Origin of the sequence: Thalassolituus sp. UBA2009 (genome assembly GCF_002335285.1) — a bacterium.
In the GTDB taxonomy this organism is placed as follows: domain Bacteria; phylum Pseudomonadota; class Gammaproteobacteria; order Pseudomonadales; family Oceanobacteraceae; genus Venatoribacter; species Venatoribacter alkanivorans.
Genome location: NZ_DDCJ01000095.1, coordinates 1 through 20796 on the forward strand (window position 1 = coordinate 1; position 20796 = coordinate 20796).

Annotated in this window: 21 protein-coding genes; 13 read left to right on the top strand and 8 right to left on the bottom strand. The window is 52.9% G+C overall.

Annotation, left to right across the window (positions count from 1 at the left end; genetic code table 11):
- Window positions 1–310 precede the first annotated feature (310 nt).
- Both B3P58_RS11745 and rpe read right to left on the bottom strand, forming a co-directional pair.
- Entirely contained in the window at window positions 311–1006 is a 696-nt protein-coding gene (locus B3P58_RS11745) for a phosphoglycolate phosphatase (protein ID WP_230332741.1), read from the bottom strand.
- Window positions 1007–1009: 3 nt separating this feature from the next.
- The gene (gene rpe / locus B3P58_RS11750; RefSeq protein ID WP_145469669.1) at window positions 1010–1684 is read right to left on the bottom strand and encodes a ribulose-phosphate 3-epimerase; all 675 of its coding nucleotides are present in this window, start codon (window positions 1682–1684) and stop codon (window positions 1010–1012) included.
- A gap of 153 nt (window positions 1685–1837) precedes the next feature.
- On the opposite strand from rpe, the gene B3P58_RS11755 reads away from it, so the two are divergent.
- The 3 genes from B3P58_RS11755 to B3P58_RS11765 all read left to right on the top strand — a co-directional run bounded on the left by B3P58_RS11755 (window position 1838) and on the right by B3P58_RS11765 (window position 4655).
- Complete coding sequence (locus B3P58_RS11755) at window positions 1838–3199, top strand: DUF3530 family protein (RefSeq protein ID WP_286717674.1); 1362 nt, start codon at window positions 1838–1840, stop codon at window positions 3197–3199.
- Between the two features lie 81 nt (window positions 3200–3280).
- The gene (locus tag B3P58_RS11760) at window positions 3281–3880 is read left to right on the top strand and encodes a hypothetical protein (protein WP_145469671.1); all 600 of its coding nucleotides are present in this window, start codon (window positions 3281–3283) and stop codon (window positions 3878–3880) included.
- A gap of 37 nt (window positions 3881–3917) precedes the next feature.
- The gene (locus B3P58_RS11765; protein WP_145469672.1) at window positions 3918–4655 is read left to right on the top strand and encodes an MBL fold metallo-hydrolase; all 738 of its coding nucleotides are present in this window, start codon (window positions 3918–3920) and stop codon (window positions 4653–4655) included.
- A gap of 73 nt (window positions 4656–4728) precedes the next feature.
- On the opposite strand, the gene ampE is transcribed toward B3P58_RS11765, so the two are convergent.
- Both ampE and ampD read right to left on the bottom strand, forming a co-directional pair.
- Complete coding sequence (ampE, locus tag B3P58_RS11770; RefSeq protein WP_286717676.1) at window positions 4729–5604, bottom strand: regulatory signaling modulator protein AmpE; 876 nt, start codon at window positions 5602–5604, stop codon at window positions 4729–4731.
- Window positions 5605–5613: 9 nt separating this feature from the next.
- The gene (ampD, locus tag B3P58_RS11775; RefSeq protein WP_286717678.1) at window positions 5614–6171 is read right to left on the bottom strand and encodes a 1,6-anhydro-N-acetylmuramyl-L-alanine amidase AmpD; all 558 of its coding nucleotides are present in this window, start codon (window positions 6169–6171) and stop codon (window positions 5614–5616) included.
- Between the two features lie 130 nt (window positions 6172–6301).
- Here ampD and B3P58_RS11780 point away from each other — a divergent pair, with 130 nt between their 5' ends.
- The 9 genes from B3P58_RS11780 to yacG all read left to right on the top strand — a co-directional run bounded on the left by B3P58_RS11780 (window position 6302) and on the right by yacG (window position 15563).
- Window positions 6302–7684, top strand: a complete 1383-nt coding sequence (locus tag B3P58_RS11780) for an alanine/glycine:cation symporter family protein (RefSeq protein WP_225692244.1) — start codon at window positions 6302–6304, stop codon at window positions 7682–7684.
- Entirely contained in the window at window positions 7659–8519 is an 861-nt protein-coding gene (gene nadC / locus B3P58_RS11785; protein WP_286717679.1) for a carboxylating nicotinate-nucleotide diphosphorylase, read from the top strand. The genes B3P58_RS11780 and nadC overlap by 26 nt, the downstream gene beginning before the upstream one ends.
- A gap of 260 nt (window positions 8520–8779) precedes the next feature.
- Entirely contained in the window at window positions 8780–9280 is a 501-nt protein-coding gene (locus B3P58_RS11790) for a pilin (RefSeq protein WP_286717681.1), read from the top strand.
- A gap of 117 nt (window positions 9281–9397) precedes the next feature.
- Window positions 9398–10702, top strand: coding sequence for a hypothetical protein (locus B3P58_RS11795; RefSeq protein WP_286717683.1), 1305 nt, complete (start codon window positions 9398–9400; stop codon window positions 10700–10702).
- A gap of 139 nt (window positions 10703–10841) precedes the next feature.
- The gene (pilB, locus tag B3P58_RS11800; protein WP_286717685.1) at window positions 10842–12539 is read left to right on the top strand and encodes a type IV-A pilus assembly ATPase PilB; all 1698 of its coding nucleotides are present in this window, start codon (window positions 10842–10844) and stop codon (window positions 12537–12539) included.
- 48 nt (window positions 12540–12587) lie between these two features.
- Window positions 12588–13814: a type II secretion system F family protein gene (locus tag B3P58_RS11805; protein WP_286717687.1), complete on the top strand. Its 1227-nt coding sequence runs from the start codon at window positions 12588–12590 to the stop codon at window positions 13812–13814.
- Window positions 13814–14692, top strand: a complete 879-nt coding sequence (locus tag B3P58_RS11810; protein WP_286717689.1) for a prepilin peptidase — start codon at window positions 13814–13816, stop codon at window positions 14690–14692. The genes B3P58_RS11805 and B3P58_RS11810 overlap by 1 nt, the downstream gene beginning before the upstream one ends.
- Window positions 14693–14708: 16 nt before the next feature.
- The gene (gene coaE, locus B3P58_RS11815) at window positions 14709–15308 is read left to right on the top strand and encodes a dephospho-CoA kinase (RefSeq protein WP_286717691.1); all 600 of its coding nucleotides are present in this window, start codon (window positions 14709–14711) and stop codon (window positions 15306–15308) included.
- 54 nt (window positions 15309–15362) lie between these two features.
- Window positions 15363–15563 (top strand): DNA gyrase inhibitor YacG, encoded by a 201-nt coding sequence (yacG, locus tag B3P58_RS11820; protein ID WP_145469683.1) that lies wholly within the window; start codon window positions 15363–15365, stop codon window positions 15561–15563.
- Window positions 15564–15619: 56 nt separating this feature from the next.
- Here the strand turns inward: yacG and B3P58_RS11825 are convergent, their stop codons facing one another.
- Together B3P58_RS11825 and B3P58_RS11830 are read right to left on the bottom strand one after the other, a co-directional pair.
- A complete protein-coding gene (locus B3P58_RS11825; RefSeq protein WP_286717693.1) occupies window positions 15620–16576 on the bottom strand; it encodes a DUF808 domain-containing protein in 957 nt (318 codons plus the stop codon).
- An 18-nt stretch (window positions 16577–16594) separates the two neighbouring features.
- Window positions 16595–17131, bottom strand: coding sequence for a PadR family transcriptional regulator (locus tag B3P58_RS11830; protein ID WP_286717695.1), 537 nt, complete (start codon window positions 17129–17131; stop codon window positions 16595–16597).
- A 150-nt stretch (window positions 17132–17281) separates the two neighbouring features.
- Between B3P58_RS11830 and B3P58_RS11835 the strand changes: the two genes are divergently transcribed.
- On the top strand, window positions 17282–18970 hold the full coding sequence (locus B3P58_RS11835) for a phytoene desaturase family protein (RefSeq protein ID WP_286717698.1): 1689 nt from the start codon (window positions 17282–17284) through the stop codon (window positions 18968–18970).
- A gap of 153 nt (window positions 18971–19123) precedes the next feature.
- Here the strand turns inward: B3P58_RS11835 and B3P58_RS11840 are convergent, their stop codons facing one another.
- Window positions 19124–19549 carry a copper chaperone PCu(A)C gene (locus B3P58_RS11840; RefSeq protein WP_286717700.1) on the bottom strand — a complete coding sequence of 142 codons (426 nt, stop codon included), beginning with the start codon at window positions 19547–19549 and terminating at the stop codon, window positions 19124–19126.
- A gap of 84 nt (window positions 19550–19633) precedes the next feature.
- Window positions 19634–20796, bottom strand: a 1163-nt coding sequence (locus B3P58_RS11845) for an EAL domain-containing protein (RefSeq protein ID WP_286717702.1), incomplete at its 5' end; no start/stop codon positions are given.

A 20796-nucleotide genomic window follows, 5' to 3' on the forward strand; every position in this document is an offset into this window, starting at 1 on the left:
GTTTTGTCTGGTCTGGCGGCAGGGATCCGGACAAGCGGCTCCGGCCATTTATGGCCGATGAGGCGCGCGGCCAGTAAGTATCAAGGTTTCAAGGGTGACGGCCCAGAAAGCGCGAAGCTGGGGTCGGCCCGCCGGCAAGGGGATAAGTTCCCCTGGGAGGCAGCAGGCCTTGATGTTAAAAAATGCTGTTTTTGCTACTTATGGTGCTGATTAAAAACTGTGGGACAGCAGTGCCTTTAAGCCGTTTTCGGGCAGATAAAGAAAGCAGACAACAGCGGCGGTTAGGCCGCCGCTGTTAGTATTGATAGTATCAGCCGAGTAACTGCAGCAGATTATCCACCACCCAGTCAGGCCGGGCGCTGTGAATATCTTCGCCGTGGTTATAGCCGTAAGTGACGGCAACACTGGCAATACCCGCCGCTTTTGCCGCCTGAATATCGTTACGCGAATCACCGATCATCAGTGCCTGTTGCGGTGTCACATTCTGCGTCTGGCAGGCGTGTAACAAAGGCATGGCTGATGGTTTTTTCTCGGCCAGATCATCGCCGCACAACACCTGAACGAAGTACTCTTCCCAGCCCAGTGATTGCAGTAAAGGCAGGGTAAATAAACGCGGTTTATTGGTAATCAACACCTTGGGCACCGACACCTGCTGCAACCACTCGCTAACGCCCGGATATGCGCCGGTGGCATGATGCAGGGCATTCAGATACGCCTGATCGAACAGCGCCCGCGCCGGTTGCACATGCCCGGTGGCCAACGCCACGGCAGCCTGTTCATCACCGTCGCAGAGGGCACGACGGATCAGCATATCCGCACCGTTACCGACCCAGTGGCTGACGTTTTCTTTGCCGGCGGCTGCACGGCCAAGACCTGCCAGCATAATATCCACCGCGGCCGCCAGATCGGGCACACTGTCAATCAGTGTGCCATCCAGATCCAGCAGCAATAACTGCGGGCCTGAAGCCACTGTAAAATGCGCACTCAGCGCAGCATTCCAGCGCATCCGTTACTTCGCCGCAGCAGCGATTTCTGCACGCATCTGATCGATAACGGTTTTGTAATCCGGCGCATTAAAAATGGCAGAACCGGCGACAAACATATCGGCACCGGCAGCGGTGATTTCGCGGATATTATCGGCCTTAACACCACCGTCGATTTCCAGACGGATGTCCAGACCCGATGCATCAATTTTGGCGCGCGCTTCACGCAGTTTATCCAGTGTGGCCGGAATAAAAGACTGACCACCAAAACCCGGGTTAACCGACATCAGCAGCACCACATCCAGCTTATCCATCACATAGTCCATGTAATGCAGTGGTGTTGCCGGGTTAAACACCAGGCCCGCCTTACAGCCCGCCGATTTAATCAGCTGCAGGCTGCGGTCGATATGCTCAGACGCTTCCGGGTGGAAGGTGATATAGGTTGCACCGGCTTCAATAAAATCGCCGATCAGACGATCCACCGGCTTTACCATCAGGTGCACATCAATCGGTGCCTTGATGCCATGATTGCGCAGCGCTTTACACACCATCGGGCCGATGGTCAGGTTCGGTACGTAGTGGTTATCCATCACGTCGAAGTGCACCACGTCGGCTCCGGCGGCCAGTACGTTTTCAACTTCTTCACCCAGACGGGCAAAGTCGGCAGACAGAATGGACGGTGCAATCAGGAAGTCTTTCATCAGCGGTTCCGGCAAAGAGAAATTCAGCGCGCATTGTAAGGTCTGAGCGCGGCGAACACTACCGCCGGCAACACCATGTCAGCCACAGCCAGAAAACAGGAACGGCTTTTGCTGTAAGCCTGAAAAGCGTCAGTTTTTAAGGATTTTACGCCCATGACGGCTCTCTCAGGGTTGCTGAAAAACCTGCTCAAAGCCTTGCCCGCTCTGCTGTTGCTGGGCAGCTGTGTGCTTTATGCCGCAGACGGTGACGATACCGGCGGCAACGGCAACAATGACAACAGCGGCAATGAGAGCGGTCAGCCAGTGCCGGCCAGTGACGCAGTATTACCGGATACTGCAGAAGCGCCTGCGGCAACAGAAGATCCGCAGTCACCGGAAGATCCGAATCAAACCGCCGTAAAGCAACTGCCGCGGGTTGTTCCGAATCCGGACGCCAGCCGCCATTACGGTCTGCTGCAATATCTGCAACTGCACAGCCGTGAATCCGAACTGGTCAGACTGGTTGCCGCCGAAAGTGAATTTTACGGCCTGCTGTTAACCGAAACCCGTGGCCAGCCTCAGGGCGGCGTGCTGATTCTGCACGACAATGGCCAGCACGGGCACTGGCCGGAAATCGTCGCGCCGCTGCGTGAAACCCTGCCGGCTTATGGCTGGACCACCCTGAGCATCGAACTGCCGGAGCAACCTGTAGCACAGCCACCGGCACGCACCAGTACGGCCGAATATACGGCCGCCGCCACGCCGGCAACCACAGAAGTTCCTGAAGCAACCCTTGCCGACAATGCCGCAGAGCCTTCTGAAGCGTCACCGCCGGCAGCAACACCAGCCGCGGACAGCGTCGACAGCAATGGCATCAGTGCTGTTGAAAAAACCTCCAGCGACGGACAGGACAGTGCATTTAATGCCGCCGAACCGGCCTTACCAAGACTGAGCGGACTACCACCGTTGCCAACCGCAGATGAACCGCAGACAGCGGCACCGGCAGAGAAAACGGACCCCAACGAACGCTACCGCGAGCAGATGCAGGACCGTATCCGTCAGGGTATCAGCTTTCTCAATCAGCGTGGTCAGCTCAATATTGTGGTGATTGCCTGTGGCAACAGCGCCAACTGGGCGGCTGATTTTTTACTGACGCGCAGCAAGAACGGCGCGACAAGTAAAACGGCAGGCAATGCAGGCAGCCAGAGTAAAGCACAGGAGCGCGGACTGGCGCTGATTCTGATTGATGCCCTGGATAACCCGCTGTCTCCCGTGCCACTGAATCAGCAACTGGTGCGGCTGGATCTGCCATTACTCGATCTGATCAGCGAGCAGAGCATCAGCCCTGTTTATGCTACTCAGCAACGCGCCGGCAGCATGCGGCATAAACAACGCCTGCAATATCAGCAAATCGAAATTCCGGCATTTGATCTGAATTACGACGACAGCAACCTGATCGTGCGCCGCGTGCGTGGCTGGCTGAAAACCAATGCCGCAGGCACTGAATTACCGAACCAGAAGATAACCGCGAACTGATCTGCGGAGATAACAGAAAAACTATCTATACTTTTCAGTATTCGCGCTCAGATACCAGAGCCCCTGCCGGACACACTGATTATGGCTACACCTATTTTTGTTACCGCTGCCAGCATTGCCGCCGAATTGCATCAGGCCATGCTGGAAGCCAAAGGACTCGCCCTGACAGCCAAAAACGCCCGTGCGCTGGCCGTCCGCGCCGGTTCCAAAACCGTAGGTTTTAAGGCAATTACGCATTTTATTGATGAGCTGGCATCCGACATTATCCGCCAGTCGCAATATATTAACGGCGTCTCTGAGCATTTATCCCATAACGCAGTAGCTCTGTGGCGCGCCAGTACCGCCGCCGACAAATTTGGCTGGGTCGCCGACCAGCACAGCCAGAACCTCGGTTCGCTGACCGTTTCGATGCAGAACTGCTATAAACAGCGCGAGACGTTGTCGCAAACCCTCAGCCGTGGTCTGCGTGAACTGGAGCAACAGCTGGAAGAAGGCGATAAACACATCCGCACCGCCAATCTGATTGCCACTTCCAGCAAAGTAGAAGCCGCCTCAGCCGGTGATTTCCGTAATCAGCTGGAGGTGATTGCGCAAAATATTACCGATACCGCCGACAAAATCCGCGCTCACCTGAGCCAGGCCAGACGCCTGCTCGGGCAGCGGCAAAAACACACACAATAATCCGCAACGGACGATAAACAGGATAAGGAATCGCACTATGCTAGCAACCACGCTGTACGAAGACGGTGATCACCGCTGGATTATGTTCGGCCGCGACCCACATAAAGCCGAAGGTATTATCGATACCAATCAATATCTGATTCAGAGTGGTGATCAGACCATTCTGCTGGATCCGGGCGGTATTGAGCTCTTCGCCCCGATGTTGTCAGCGGTATTAAAATTCGTACCCGCCGAACAGATCACACATTTATTTGCCTCGCATCAGGATCCTGACATTATCTCGTCGCTGGGTTTATGGGATCAGGCATTACCCAATGCCAAGCTTTACTCCCCCTGGTTATGGGAAAGTTTTATCCGTCACTTCGGTATGGAAAAAATAGAGTATTGCTCAATTCCGGATGAAGGCATGACGCTGAATCTTGGCCGCATTCAGCTGCAGTTTATTCCTGCCCATTATCTGCATTCTTCCGGCAATTTTAATGTCTATGATCCGAAAGCTAAAATATTAATGAGTGGCGATATCGGAGCGGCGATGGAATCCACCGATGCTCCGCTTTGGGTCGACAATATGAGTACGCATATTCCCAAAATGCGTAAATTCCACCAGCGCTGGATGCCGTCGAATGAGGCAAAGCTGGACTGGGTTCGTCGCGTACGGCAACTGGATATTCAGATTATGGCACCACAGCATGGCCGCTTGTTTCAGCCACCCTATGTGCACGAATTTCTGAACTGGTTTGAAGAGTTGCCGGTCGGCATTGCCATTAAAGGCTGAAGGTAAGAGACAATAATGCTGCCCTGACCGTGCATTAAGTACTATCAGGGCAGCGACTTTTAAACCGCTGTTACTACAGCAACCACCCTCCTACCGTGGCCGCAGCGATCATAACCATCCAGATAGAGACACTGCGCAAATGCAGCTGATGCCATTCATCCAGCTCCCGTGCCGCCGCCTCACCATCGTCAGCAACGCTATGCCATTTTCTCTGCTCACCGTTATGGGATAACGCACTGCTGGCGACGGAAAACAAAATATCGGCGCCACTCGCTTTCAGCTGCCATAAATACCCCTGCCAGACCGGCAGGGCACGCATAAAATTACCCGCCAGACCATAAGTAAGCCCTAACAGACGAACCGGAATCCACTCCAGCCAGTGCAGGTAACGCCAGGCTTTTTGATCACAGTCGCTGGCGCGCGCATACTGCACACTGAACCAGGCCAGCAATACCCCAGCGACATCGGCAATCATGTACCAGAAAACCATCAGGAAAAAATATTCGAACCAGCGATGCAACAGCGCTTTAATTACCTGCTCGTTCATCTGACCGGTATCTTCCGTCACGCTGACTTCCGGTACCGCGAGGAATTTTTCAGCACAGTGATAAGCCCCCTGAGTATCCCCCTGCTGCAAATCTTCACGGTATTCCTGCAGGTGCCGCTCAATACCGATGTGCGACAGCACATAAAGCAACAACAGGATTTCCAGCACAAAGCTGATTAATCCCCAGGCAAACTGCTCCAGATACCAGAAACCGGAGGCGAGCAGCAACGCCGGAATAACCACGATCAGGGCGTATTTAACGTGGCGCGGGATACGCGGAAAAAAGCTGCGCGGCAGCCACAGGCTGAGCCAGCGCGCAAAGGTGCGGCTGCGTGTACTGCGCTGCGGCAAAGGTAATTGCGATTGCAGTACCAGTGCGATAAAAACGATCAGAAATTTCATAACAGCCTCTCAATCTCCGGACGAAGCCAATAAACGGAGTAAATGTTGCCAGTCGAATGCCGGGCCCGGATCGGTTTTCCGCCCTGGCGCAATATGCTCGTGCCCGGTAATACGCGCACCGATAGCAGGATAGGCCTGCTGCAACGCTCTGATGACAGCAGCCAGCGTAACGTATTGCACCGCACTGTAGGCATCGGTGTCCGTTCCTTCCAGCTCAATACCTACAGAATAGTCGTTGCAGTCTTCCCTGCCGTCATAAACCGAACGCCCGGCATGCCAGGCGCGGTCCTTAAAATTCACAAACTGGGTTACGGTTCCGTCGCGCTCGATCAGTAAGTGACTGGAAACCTGCAGAGAAGCGATTTCAGCAAAGTACGGATGCTCATCGACCGGCAATTCATTCTGAAAAAAACGCTGCACATAACCACCACCAAACTGGCCTGGCGGCAGGCTGATATTGTGAATCACCAACAGACTGATCTCACCCTCACTACCGGACGGGCGCGGGCCAAAGTTCGGTGACGGACACCAGCAGGCACTATCCAGACGCCCCTCACTCACTTTCATGCTTGTGCTCCCGGATACCATGAACAAAGTCGACACCTTAACGCTTTTTAGCGGTGTCGTCAGTTTGGCAGCCCCTGCCACAACCTTTATAGTGACCGCTGACATAAAATGACAATAAAGAGAGAGCAGCATGCTGGAGTTTATTAAGACGATTAATGGCTGGGCCTGGGGTGCGCCCATGCTGTTTCTGATCGGTATCACCGGCCTGTATCTGACCATCGGCCTGAAAGCTTATCCGATCCGTAATATCAAACGCGGTTTCGTCTATCTGTGGACCAACCGCGAAGGCAAAGGTCAGGGCGAAATATCCGGATTCAACGCCCTGATGACCTCGCTGTCAGCCACTATCGGTACCGGAAATATTGCCGGGGTTGCCACCGCCATTGCTTCCGGTGGGCCTGGGGCGCTGTTCTGGATGTGGCTGATTGCCCTGCTGGGCATGGCCACCAAGTACGCTGAAGCCGTACTTGCCGTTCACTACCGTGAACGCAACGAGCAGGGCCATTATGTTGGCGGCCCGATGTACTACATCCGCAATGGCCTTGGCCCGAAATTCCGCTGGATGGCATTAGTCTTCGCTTTCTTCGGTATGCTGGCGGGCTTCGGTATCGGTAACGGCGTACAGGCCAACTCGGTCGCCGACGCTCTGCACGATGGTTTTGGTGTGCCGGAATGGGCGACCGGCGTAGCCATCGCCATTCTCGTTGGCATGGTGCTATTAGGTGGCATTCGCCGTATCTCTGAAGTGGCCGGTAAGCTCGTCCCTTTTATGGCGATTGCTTACATACTTGGTGGCCTGATACTGCTGGTGATCTTTGCCGACCGGGTACCACAGGCAATTGAACTGATTATTCACCACGCCTTTAATCCGACTGCGGCAGTGGGTGGCTTTGCCGGCGCAGCGGTCTGGGCAGCCATCCGCTTTGGTGTGGCCCGCGGTGTCTTCTCTAACGAAGCCGGTCTGGGCAGCGCGCCGATTGCCCACGCCGCCGCCCAGACTGACAACCCGGTGCGTCAGGGCAGCATTGCCATGCTGGGTACCTTTATCGACACCATCATTATCTGCACCATCACCGGGCTGGTGATTGTCGCCTCCGGTGCCTGGCAGCTGTGCCCGCCGGAAGTCGCCGAATGTGTCGCCGGCAAAGGCTTAAGTGGCGCCAACCTCACCTCCGCCGCTTTCGCCCTCGGCCTGCCCGGCGTTGGTAACTATATTGTGACCCTCGGCCTGGCGATTTTTGCCTTCACCACCATTATTGGCTGGTCTTTTTATGGAGAGAAATGCACAGAGTACCTGTTCGGTGTAAAATCCGTGCCCATTTTCCGGATCATCTGGGTTTTGGCCATTCCGATCGGTGCAACGCGTGAACTCGACGTCGCCTGGCTGATTGCCGATACCCTCAACGCAATGATGGCGCTGCCAAACCTGGTTGCCCTGTTACTGCTGAGCCCGGTCGTCTTCAAGCTGACAAAGAGTTTCTTAAACCATGGATCTGAGCCTGCATCAAAATGATATCGCCACCATCGTTGCCTGTGCGCTGGAAGAAGATGTGGGCAGCGGCGATATTACCGCCCGTCTGATCCCGGCAACTCAGCAAGCCAAAGCGCGCATCATTTCCCGTGAGCGCGCCATTGTTGCCGGACGCGCCTGGGTAGATGAAGTATTCCGCCAGCTCGATCCGGCCGTCAGCGTGATCTGGCGCGTATCCGAAGGCCAGTGGGTACGCCCCAATCAGACGCTGTTCGAACTGCAGGGAAGTGCCCGCTCGCTGCTGACCGGCGAGCGCTGCGCCCTGAACTTTCTGCAAAGCCTGTCCGGCACTGCCACCCTGTGCCGCTTCTATGCCGATAAGGTGACCGGCACCGGCGTAAAACTGCTCGATACCCGCAAAACCATTCCTGGTCTGCGTATCGCACAGAAGTACGCAGTCAGCGTCGGCGGCTGCTTTAACCATCGTATTGGCCTGTACGATGCTTTCCTTATTAAGGAAAACCATATCATGGCAGCCGGCGGCATTCGCGCAGCAGTCAGCCAGGCACACGACATTGCCCCCGACAAACCGGTTGAGGTAGAAGTGGAAACCATGCAGCAACTGGACGAAGCCATCGATGCCGGTGCCGACATCATCATGCTCGACAACTTCAATCCTGAACAAATGCGCGTTGCCGTTGTCCATGCCAGACAGAAAAGTCAGGGCCGCCCTAACGGTGTGGTAAAACTGGAAGCCTCCGGCGGCATTACCGATACCAGCCTGCGCGCCTACGCCGAAACCGGCGTGGATTACATTTCTATTGGTGCTCTGACCAAAGACTGCAAAGCGATTGACCTGTCGATGAGGCTGGTGTGAGGGGGGAGAGTAAAGGTCAATACTCTGTTTCAACACGATTAAAGTGACAATATTTGTCACTCTCTGACAATCTGGTTAATTGGCATTCAGGTTATCGCCGGACATGGATCAAAAAACGTGACGAATACCCGAAAACTGGGCTTGCAGCGGCCAACTAAGCTTGGCACACTCTTCGCACTGTCCCTGATGTGACACAGCAACTCAAAGCCCGCTTTGAATTGCCCATAACTAAAATCTCATTCGAGAGTGGAGAACACACTATGAAAAAACAACAAGGCTTTAGCTTGATCGAATTGATGATCGTTATTGCGATCATCGGTATTCTGGCTTCTGTTGCAGTGCCTCAGTATCAGACTTATATTCTGCGCACAGATGCGACCAACACTCTGTCTGTAGCTCGTCCACTACAGCTGGCTGTTGGTGAATATGCTGCACGTTATTCCAGCCTGCCTGCAACAGCCTCGGTCCTGGAAACTTACACCGGTTTAAGTGGCCTGGCCACTGGCACCAACCAGGCTGCCGGTAAAATTGCCAGTGTTGCTCTCGGTGCAAATGGCGTGCTGGTTGTAACTTTTGGCGGTACAATTGATACCACCTCAACAAACACTGCAACCGGTGAAACCGTACCTAAAGAACTGGCCGCTCGTTCTTATACTCTGACACCTAGCATCAACACTGTAAGTGGCGCTGTAACATGGGCAAGCTCTGCCGCAGGTGGTACTGCTCAGATCGGCGCTAAATTCCTGCCAAAAACTAATTAATATCCGTTAGTTTTTAAAGCCGGCCACCGTGCCGGCTTTTTTATATCCAAAACCCACCTAAAGCAACAGCGTGTTAGAAAATCTGGCCCCGACAACAGGAAAATGGAATATCCGCCCATGCTTGCCCTTTATCCTAAGCTTATGTTTAAAAAAAATATTTTGCCTTATCATTCGGTTAAAGAAAAATTGCATTACTATGCACAGTTTTCAGTCATGCTGTGGTGCGCAACATACGCTCTGATTAAAGGCTGGAATCCGGTACATCAATGGGCTGACATTAACTGGTTGCTGACCTACGAATGGGGCTTTATTAAACGTGGAGCATGGGGCAGTGTTCTGGCGCCATTTATGCAGAATTTGTCACCAGCCGAAACACTGAGCATGTTCGAAACAATTGGTTTGGTTATATTATTTTCGTTCATTGCTCTGCTTTTCAGTCTTGCATTAAGAATGCAACAGCAGATGAAAGGCTTTTGGGTATTCACGCTGTTCTCTGTCGTATTTTTTTCCTCTCCGTATATGACAATGCTGAGTAATATAAGAAACTATCTTGATATTCACGTCAGCATTATGGGTATTGGTGCTTTATTGGCTATCCGTCATAACTCATGGTTCTTAGCTGCGATACTTCTTTCCTCTGCCGTTTTTATTCATGAGCTGGTTGTTGTTATATTCCTCCCCTTGGTTGTTTTAGCCATACTTTTAAAACAATCCCGCAACTCAGATACTTCACTACTGCATTTCTGGCAGTGGCCAGGAAAATCGTGGCTGCCAATCATTTCGCCAATAATGGTCACGTTGTTTATTATCTTTAATCAACAGCAGTTAGATATAAATACCCTGCGCGCCGCGATGGATGCTAAATTTTTGCATTTCCTTCCTATTAATGAATATTATGCTGCCCAATATTCCGAGATGCTGACATATTCGTTCTTTGATTACTTACGGGAAGAATCGACTAAATTATCAGGTCGGTTCAATAACGACTGGTATCAGTCTTCCATTATTTCGATGTTCATCCCAACTATTATAATTGGCTGGCATCTGCTGGACGGCATTGAAAAAAAGAATCGTATTTTTCTTACCAGCATTGCATGCTGCACCTGCATCGCGCCCCTCTCTCTGCATTTAATTGCTTTTGACACCAACCGGATATGGGCAATGCCGTTACTCTCCTGCTTTCTGACTTTATGGCTGATAACAGAATACATCGAACACCCGATACAAACAAAAAAGCTGCTTTTTTCTGGCTTTTTTCTATTATGCTTGTGGATTTTCTACTGGATCATGCCTCCTTTTACGATGTTTGACCCCAGCGTCAAACTCTTTACTTCTGACTTTGCCTTCGCTGCAGCGCTTCCTGTCATGTACATATGTTTTCTCATTTCACGCTCATTACCCGGCAATGAGAAAAATTCATAACAAAGTAATGACTGGCCGATAACATTTGTAAGTACGCCACAGAGCAGTCAGTGATGGAGCCAAGACTCCACGCTGGCGCTGGCGCCTGCCCTCTGGTATGTTCTGGTACAAAAAGCACAATGCCTTTGAGGAAGTCTCTATGGCCGTTTTAACCGGCTTACCACGCCGAATCGTCGAACAACACCTCGTCAACAGTCAGCAAGCTCAGGAAATTATCAATAAGGCAAAGCAGGACAAAATCAGCTTCGTTGCCGCCGCCGTTGCATCGGGTTACATAAAATCACGTGCCATTGCATTGCTGGCTTCTGAAGAGTTTGGTCTCCCCCTGCTGGACCTCAGTTCCTTTGATTTTGAGCTGATGCCCAAAGAACTGGTCAGCCGCGAACTGATCGAGAAGCACCGTGTTCTGCCACTGTTTCAGCGCGGAAACCGTCTGTTTGTCGCGCAAAGCGACCCATCCGCCATGCTGGCGATCGACGAAATCAAGTTTAATACCGGTATGACCGTCGAGGCGGTACTGGCTGAAGAAGACAAACTGGGCAGTGCCGTTGATAAGTTTCTGGCCGCCAATGACAACAGCTTTGGCGAACTGGATGGCGAACTCGACGACGTTGATCTGGAAGATCCGGATGCGCGGGAAAAAGCTCAGGAAGCCGAAAAAGACTCCTCCGGTGACGATGCTCCTATTGTACGTTTCGTAAACAAAATGTTGCTCGATGCCATCAAAGGTGGCGCATCTGATATTCACTTTGAACCCTATGAGAAGCGCTACCGGGTACGTTACCGCACAGACGGTATGCTGCATGAAGTCGCCAGCCCGCCTGTTAATCTGGCTGGTAAGATCGCTGCTCGTTTAAAGGTGATGTCTCAGATGGATATTTCTGAACGGCGTGTCCCGCAGGATGGGCGCATCAAGATGAAACTGTCCAAAACCAAGGCCATTGATTTCCGGGTAAACACCCTGCCAACCCTTTGGGGCGAAAAAATCGTACTGCGTATTCTCGACCCTTCTTCGGCCAAACTGGGCATTGATATGCTCGGTTACGAAGCAGACCAGAAAGCCTTATATATGGAAGCCTTGGCCAAGCCACAGGGCATGATTCTGGTTACCGGCCCGACCGGTTCCGGTAAAACGGTATCCCTGTATACCGGTCTGAATATCCTTAACGTGGAAGGCACCAATATTTCCACCGCTGAAGACCCGGTGGAAATTAACCTCGAAGGTATTAATCAGGTAAACGTGAATGCTCGCGTTGGTCTCGACTTCGCGGCGGCTCTGCGTTCGTTCCTACGTCAGGACCCGGACGTGGTGATGGTGGGGGAAATCCGGGATCTGGATACCGCCTCTATCGCCATCAAAGCTGCCCAAACCGGTCACTTAGTGCTTTCCACCCTGCACACCAACAGTGCCGCCGAAACCCTGACCCGTCTGGCTAATATGGGCGTGCCATCGTTCAATATTGCCACCTCCGTCAGCCTGATTATCGCCCAACGTCTGGCGCGGCGTTTATGCTCAAGCTGCAAAGCCCCGGCAGAGATTCCCAAAGAACTGCTGTTGGAAGCTGGCTTTACCGAAGAGCAACTGCAGACCGCTGAGATTTATAAGCCGGTTGGCTGTGAGCAATGTAAAGGCGGTTATAAAGGCCGTGTCGGTATTTATGAAGTAGTTAGAATAACCGATGCTATCTCCCGTATTATCATGGAGGGCGGTAACTCAATTGAGATTTCTGATGCGGCGCGCAAAGAAGGCTTTAACGATTTGCGTACATCGGCGCTGCAAAAGGTAGCCCAAGGGGTTACCAGCCTGGAAGAAGCCAACCGGGTAACCACCGACTAAGATTTATGGCGGTATATTGTACCGCCCAGCGTATGGACATATTGCATTATGGCTAAGCAAATTAAAAACAGCTCCTTTACCTGGGAAGGTGTTAACCGTCGCGGTCAAACCATTAAGGGCGATATGACGGGCCAAAACGCAGCGATGGTGAAAGCCCAGCTACGTAAACAAGGGGTAAATCCAATTAAGGTGCGCAAAGTCGCGCAACCATTATTTGGTATTGGTGGACCGAAGAAGAAGAAAATAACTACCGGAGATGTGACCTTTTTTACCCGCCAGATGGCGACCATGATCAAAGCCGGTGTGCCACTGGTGCAATCATTCGATATCGTTGCCGATGGTGTCGATAACGTATCAATGAAAGAGCTGATTTTTGGTATTCGCGATTCTGTATCTGCCGGTAATGATTTTGCATCGGCACTAAAGCAGTATCCGGAATATTTTGACGACCTGACCTGTAACTTGGTGGAGTCTGGCGAACAGGCCGGTGCGCTGGAAGCCATGCTGGATAAAGTCGCTATTTATAAAGAAAAAACCGAGTCTCTGCATAAGAAAATCAAAAAAGCGCTGATGTACCCTGCAATTACTCTGGCCATTGCTTTTATTGTAACAGTCATTTTGCTGCTTAAAGTCGTACCAACATTCCAGGAAATGTTCTCTAACTTTGGCGCAGAGCTACCCGCTCCAACTCAGTTCGTAGTGTTTTTATCGGAACAGGTACAAGCATACTGGTTACAGGGCTTTGCAATCCTGATTGCTATTGGTGTCGCATTCACTCAGGCGTTGAAGCGTTCTCCGAAATTCCGTAATAGTTTCGAACGCTTCACTTTACAGGTGCCACTATTTGGTGAACTGATCAGAAAAGCAGCTGTTGCACGCTATGCCCGGGTGCTATCAACAACCTTCGCTGCTGGTGTTCCTCTGGTTGAAGCCCTCGAATCGGTGGCCGGAGCCGTTGGTAACGTTGTTTACAAAGAAGCAGTATTGAAAATCCGTGATGAAGTCTCTTCCGGTCAGCAAATGCACTTTGCGATGAAAGCTACCGGTGTGTTCCCCAATATGGTGGTACAGATGACCAGTATTGGCGAGGAGTCCGGCGCCCTGGATGCCATGCTGGATAAAGCCGCCAGCTACTTTGAAGAAGAAGTCGACACTACAGTCGACGGCCTTACGGCCATGCTGGAGCCCATGGTGATGGCGTTTCTGGGCGTAGTTATTGGTGGCCTGATCATTGCGATGTATCTGCCCATTTTCCAGATGGGGGATGTGGTGTAATGCAAACCTTGCAGTTTGTTGGTGGGAATATCTGGCTCGCTGCTGGCAGCGTTCTTTTACTTGGCCTGCTCATCGGCAGTTTCCTCAACGTCGTTATCCTGCGTTTTCCGGTCATGATGTTCCGCAGCTGGAAGCAGGATTGCCTGGAAATGGACAGCAACCTGCCCAAGCACCCGGCCATTGACGATCTGAGTAAGCCCTTCAACCTGTTAAAGCCTGACTCACACTGCCCAAAATGCCAGGCTCCGGTCAGGGCCTGGCAGAATATTCCGGTGCTAAGCTGGGTCTTGCTGCGCGGTAAGTGTGCCGGTTGTGGCACCCCTATAAGCCTGCGTTATCCGGCGGTGGAGATTGCCACCGCCATTCTGAGTACGACGTTATTACTGGTGTATCCCTGGGGCTGGCAGCTGGCCGCTATGCTGGTGTTCACCTGGCTGTTAATCAGCATGTCGGTGATTGATATCGACCATCAGATTTTGCCCGACACAATGACTTTAAGCCTTCTGTGGCTGGGCCTTCTGGTCAACAGTCAGGGATTATTTACCGATCTGGACAGTGCGGTATACGGCGCAGCTGCAGGCTATCTGGCATTGTGGAGCGTGTTCTGGATCTTCAAGCTGGTTACCGGCAAAGAGGGAATGGGTTACGGTGACTTCAAATTGCTGGCCGCCCTTGGCGCCTGGCTCGGCGTTCAAAGCCTGCCGCTGATCATCCTGCTCTCTTCCGTGGTGGGCGCTGTGGTTGGTATTGCCGGCATTATTATTCTCGGACGGGACAAAAATGTTCCGATTCCTTTTGGCCCCTATCTGGCCGCCGCTGGCTGGATTGCCGCCCTCTGGGGCAATGACATCAGCCAGTGGTATCTGGGCCGTTTCTGACAGGTAATAATCAGCGATGTGGGTTCTGGGTTTAACCGGTGGAATTGGCAGCGGCAAAACCGCTGCCAGTGACTTTTTTGCCGGCAAAGGTATTACTGTGGTCGATGCCGATATTGTCGCCCGCGAAGTTGTTGAGCCTGGCCAGCCGGCCTGGCAGGCAATCAAGGAGCATTTCGGCGAACAGGCACTGCTGGCGGACGGCAGCCTTAACCGCGCCTGGCTGCGTGACAAAGTTTTCTCCGAGCCGAATGAACGTAAGTGGCTGGAATCCCAGACTCACCCGCGCATCCGCGACAGTATTATCCGCCAGTTGCAGCAAGCAACTTCTGCCTATGCCATTCTTGTGTCACCCCTGTTGTTCGAATCCGGCCAGGCATTATTAACACAACATACACTGCTGATTGACGTGCCGGTCGATATTCAGATTGCACGGGCGACTTCCCGCGACCAGAATAACGCCGATCAGATCCGCCGTATCATCGCCGCACAAATGCCTCGCGATGAACGCCGTGCACGCGCCGATGATATTGCCGATAACAGTCTGGGGCTGGCCGAACTGCACCAGCAGCTGGAACTGTTACACAACAGCTACCTGTTACGTGCAGCCTCACGATAAAATAGCCCGCAACAGCGCTGACTAACATGCGATTAGCAAACCTGCGAGAACCCCATGAAAGTAAACTGCCCGACCTGTAAAAAAGACGTGGAATGGATTGCAGAAAACAAATACCGTCCATTCTGCTGCGAACGCTGCAAGCTGATTGATCTGGGCGAATGGGCCAGCGAAGGTCATGCCATTCCCGGCAAACCGGCCGACGAAGTGCTGATGTCGGAAGAATGGCAGCAGGAACAGAATAAGCCGTACAACTGATTATCCTGCGGCCAGCTGCAGAGAAGCCGGCCGCTGAATAAGGGAAAATACCAACCTTACTGAACAGCCGCAGCGTTTTTCCCGCGCAGTTTCTCCCACACAGCCATTACACCCACCAACACCGCTCCGGCCAGCAATCCCACCAGCAGGTTAAATACCAGCGGCAGTAATGCACTGCTGATATCCGCCAGCCATGGCAGCGTTGTGCCCCAGCTGTGAATTGCCCAACCGGATGCCGAATGCGCCAGATGTTCCAGCTGTGGTACGCCGTGCATCAGAATACCGCCGCCCACCAGAAACATCGCCAGCGTGCCGACCACCGATAAGGTTTTCATCAGCCACGGAGCCAGTATCAGCAGCCCGCGACCGATACTCTGCAGCAGGCGATTGCTGCGTTCACTGAGATACAGACCGGCGTCATCCATTTTCACAATCGCCGCCACCAGGCCATAAACGCCAAAGGTAAACAGCAGGGCTAAGGCCGAGACAACCAGCACCTGGGTGGTAAAACTGGCCTGAGCAACCGAGCCCAGCGTAATCACAATAATTTCTGCCGAAAGAATAAAATCGGTGCGTATCGCGCCTTTGATTTTACCCTGCTCAAACGCCAGTAAATCTTCAGAGCCATTAAGCAACGCCTGCTGCAATTGCTGTTTGCCAGCTTCCGCCTCTTTGCGGTGTAAAATGCTGTGCAGCAGTTTTTCAACGCCTTCAAAACACAGATAAGCGCCGCCCAGCATCAGCAGAATCATTACCGCCCAGGGAGCAAACGCACTGATCAGCAGTGCCGCCGGAACCAGAATCAGCTTGTTCTTCAATGAGCCTTTGGTAACCGCCCACACCACCGGCAACTCACGCTCGGCACGTATACCGGAAACCTGCTGCGCATTGAGCGCCAGATCATCCCCCAGCACGCCGCTGGTTTTCTTGGCCGCCATTTTCGACATCACAGCCACGTCATCCAGTACCGTGGCAATATCGTCCAGCAGCGCTAATAAACTTGCACCCGCCATTGTTGTTCCTTTTTCAATTTATTGGTGATTCAGAAAAGCGTCGACTTCATCTGCCCAGTCGAGCCAGGCCTGCACTGACAGAATGCCGCGACGCAAAGTAAGGTATGGAAAGCGGTAACGCTGCCGCTCAGTTTCAGGCAAAGCCAGATAATGCTGTTCAATCGACAACAGCGCAGCCCGGTTCTGCTCATACAGTTTACGGTGATGGGCTATATCCGCACGGATAGCGGCCGCTTCACGTAAATGGCCGCCATACAAACGCACCAGCAGACTGTCATTGACCTTCTGCGGCTTGCTGGTTTCAGCCAGCCAGTCAAGCAAGGCATCATGGCCCGCCAGCGTTAGTTCGTACACCTTGCGGTCCGGCTTCCCCTGCTGCGGCTCGGTGCGCAGCGCCAGCCAGCCGGCTTCGTGCATCCATTTAAGCTGCTGATAAATCTGCTGATGACTGGCATTCCAGAAATAGCCCATATGCTCGCGGAAACGCTTCAGCAGGTCATAGCCTGAGCCCGGCTCGGTTTCCAGCAACACCAGAATGGCGTGTTTCAGCGACACTGTGTTCTCCTTAATTTTCGCCGTCATTCTACCTGTCTGGGCTTGCATCGCCTATGTGGTCGGGATAACCTGACAACCATATGCAACTTTTTGCATAGATAAGTCGTAATAACAATAACAAAACACCAGCCCCATCCGGAGGAGCACCCCATGAGCAAGGTCAAAGTAAGAACCGGCACCCGCTTTCGCGCCAATCGCGCCGACAGCCATTACGATGTAATTGTTATTGGCTCCGGCATGGGCGGCCTGACAACCGCGGCCTTCCTGTCCTTACTGGGCCAGAAAGTCGCGGTTCTTGAACAGCATTACACCGCCGGAGGCTTTACCCATGCTTATGACCGTGAAGGTTTTGAATGGGATGTCGGCGTGCACTACATCGGTGAAGTGCATAAGCCCTCTACCCTGCGCCGGGTATTTGATGTGGTCAGCGAAGGACGCCTGCGGTGGGCGGAAATGGAGCCCGAATACGACCGCATTGTTCTCGGCAAAGAAGAATATGGTTTTGTTGCCGGCCGGGATAACTTTTCCGCCATGCTGAAAGAACGCTTCCCAGAGGAAGCTCAGGCGATTGATCGTTACATCGAACTGATCCGTGAAATGAGCCGCAAGACCCCGCGTTTTTTTGCCGGCCAGGCGATGCCCCCCTTGCTTGCACGGGCCTATAACCTCATTCGTCCGCTGCTTCTGCCGAAAGAATTTTTCCAGACCACCCGCGAAGTGCTGGAAAATCTCACCAGCAATCAGCAATTAATTTCGGTACTGACCGGCCAATGGGGCGATTACGGTCAGACGCCTACCGACGCCGCCTTCATTATGCACGCTTTAATCGCCAAGCATTATCTGGCCGGTGGTGCCTATCCGGTGGGCGGCGCTTCGGCTATTGCCCGCACTATTATTCCGACCATTCAGAAATCCGGCGGCGAAGTCTTTACCTACGCCGATGTCGACGAAATCATCGTGCGTAATAACCGCGCCTGTGGCGTGCGCCTGGCCAATGGCACCGAGCTGACGGCCGGTCGCGTAGTCAGTAACGCAGGTTTCTGGAATACCACCCAGCGCCTGCTGCCCGCCGATGTGCGGAAAAAACTGGGCACCGAACGCTGGGCCAAACAGGTGCAGCGTTCAAGCGCTCATTATTGTATTTATGCGGGCTTTGAAGGGACTGCCGAAGAACTTGGCTTAAACACAACCAACCTGTGGATTTACCCAAGCGCCGACCACGAAGGCAATTTGCAGCGCTACTATGACGATCCGGAGCAGGAATTTCCGGTCGTATATATTTCCTTCCCATCGGCCAAAGACCCTGACTGGAACAACCGCTTTCCGGGTAAATCCACCGTCGAAATTGTCACCGTCGCCAAGCACGAATGGTTCAGTCAGTGGAGCGGCAGCACCTGGAATCAGCGTGGCGAAGAGTACGAAAATATCAAAGCCCGTGTCAGCGAGCGTCTGCTGGAAAAACTCTACCAGCGTCTGCCGCAATTACGCGACAAACTGGTGTTTCAGGAATTATCCACACCGTTGTCGAGCGACTGGTTCCAGAAAAGCACGGCCGGTGAAATCTACGGCCTTGATCACTTTGTCGATCGTTTTAAAAAGCCGTTTCTGCATCCGGTCACACCGGTTAAAAATCTTTATATGACCGGTGCCGATGTGATGACCGCAGGCGTGGGTGGCGCTTTAATGGCAGGCATGATGACCGCCTGTGCCATGCAGGGACGTAAAGCCGGAGAGGTATTAAAACTGCTGAAAGAATGGCAGCCACCTCAGCCTGATGAAACGGAAACCACCAAAGAAACAACCGCCAAGAAAAATGCCGGGCAAACTGAAACAGCCTGAGCTGGCAGTATTTTAACGATAATTTATCGTTCCCATGCTCCGCATGGGAGCCTGATGATGGACAATAATAAGCAATAAAAAAACGCGCCCTGTAAATATTCCTGATGAATACTTAATGGGCGCGTTTTTTATTGGGTTTAAATGTCGGGGAATTTATTTAAGACTGCGTAATTCAGCGCTGGCGGTCTGACACTCACCATCATCAAAACACAGGGTTAATGGCAGTGGTTCCGTCAAAGGTAACTGCAGCTTAAACAACATCAAATGCAGACCACCGGGCTGCAGGCTCACGGTTTCGCCGGCCGGGATAGTCAGTGACTCCAGCTGACGCATGCGCATCACGCCGTTATCATGCAAGTGGGTGTGTATTTCAATAATTCCCGCCCAGTCAGCACTGACACTGATCAGTGTTTTATCGGTGGCTGACGTATTAGTGAGCGTCATAAATGCTGCACTCATATAGCGCCCGGGAATGGGCTCCCGCACGTAAGCACCGCTCACATCCAGCGGTTGAGACAAGGCTATTACAGAGCCCGTCAGTCCCAACAGCAATACCAAAACAGCAGTCATATTACGCATAATAATTTCTCCGCACGACAGCGTATAAACTGGGCGCATTGTACTGGTTACAGCCTATGGATACAGAGGCAAAATGTCGCAGCCTTAGTCATCGTCTGCCGGTAATTGCCAGGCATGAGCATCTGCCAGTGTCGCCAGCGGCTTGCTGAAGAAATAACCGCTCATGCCATCCACGCCGGTCTGGCGCAGTACGCTGACATCATCGGCTTCTTCAATTCCTTCGCCAAGAATCAGCAGATCCAGGTTGTGGGCAATCTGCACCATCGACTGGATAAAGAAACGATGATCCTGCGCCTGATGCAGGCCGCGGTTAAAGCTGCCATCAATACGGATATAATCCAGCGGCAAACGCTGCAGGTAAGCAAAGGCCATGCTGCCGGTACCCACCTGATCGACACCAAGAGTTACGCCAAAAGGTTTCAGCTGTATAGCCAGCCGGGCCAGAGCAGTTTCGATACCGGTCAGGGATGATTCAGGTACTTCCAGTGCAATATGAGCCGCCAGCGCAGGTGAAGCACGGAATAAATCCACCAGCCACTGGTGGAACTGTTCATCCAGGACTGAGGCCGGCGAAATATTAATGCAATAGCGAATACCTTTCTGCGGGGCATGCTGCACCAGTAAAGCCAGTACCTGGGCAACAATACTGGCATCGTAACGGGCAGCCAGCTGGTGCTGTTCCACCATTGGCCAGAACCGTGCCGCCGACAACGTTTCCCCCTGCCAGACGATACGGCTGAACACTTCAAACTGCAGCAAGCGGCGATTGCGGTTGCTGATCACCGGCAAAAACTGTAACTGCAGCGCTCCCGCCTCCAGAACACCGGTCAATAACTCGCGCCACTCACCGGCCGTCCACTCCTGAATCCCGCTACCGCTATCGCTGCGGTACAGCTGTGCGCGGCCTTCCGGTGAGCGCTGCGCCTGGCGTAAAGCCGCATCAGCACAACTTAACGCCTGCACCGGGTCGTCCTGCACACCTTGCAGAAACACGCCACCAAGATGAAAAATCAGCTCTTTGCGACGCGACAGAACACTGGTCGCCAGCTGACTGAACATTTGCTGCAATAAGGCATCGGCCTGAGCCTGATCAGCACAGGGAATGTAAAGCGCAAAATCACTGCCGGAACGGCGACCAGTGAACGCTGCGGGATATTCCTGCAAACAGCGTTGCAACCCGGCTCCCAGCATGTGCAGAACGTCATCCACCAGCTGCCGTCCCTGCGACTGATTCAGCTCGCTCAGGT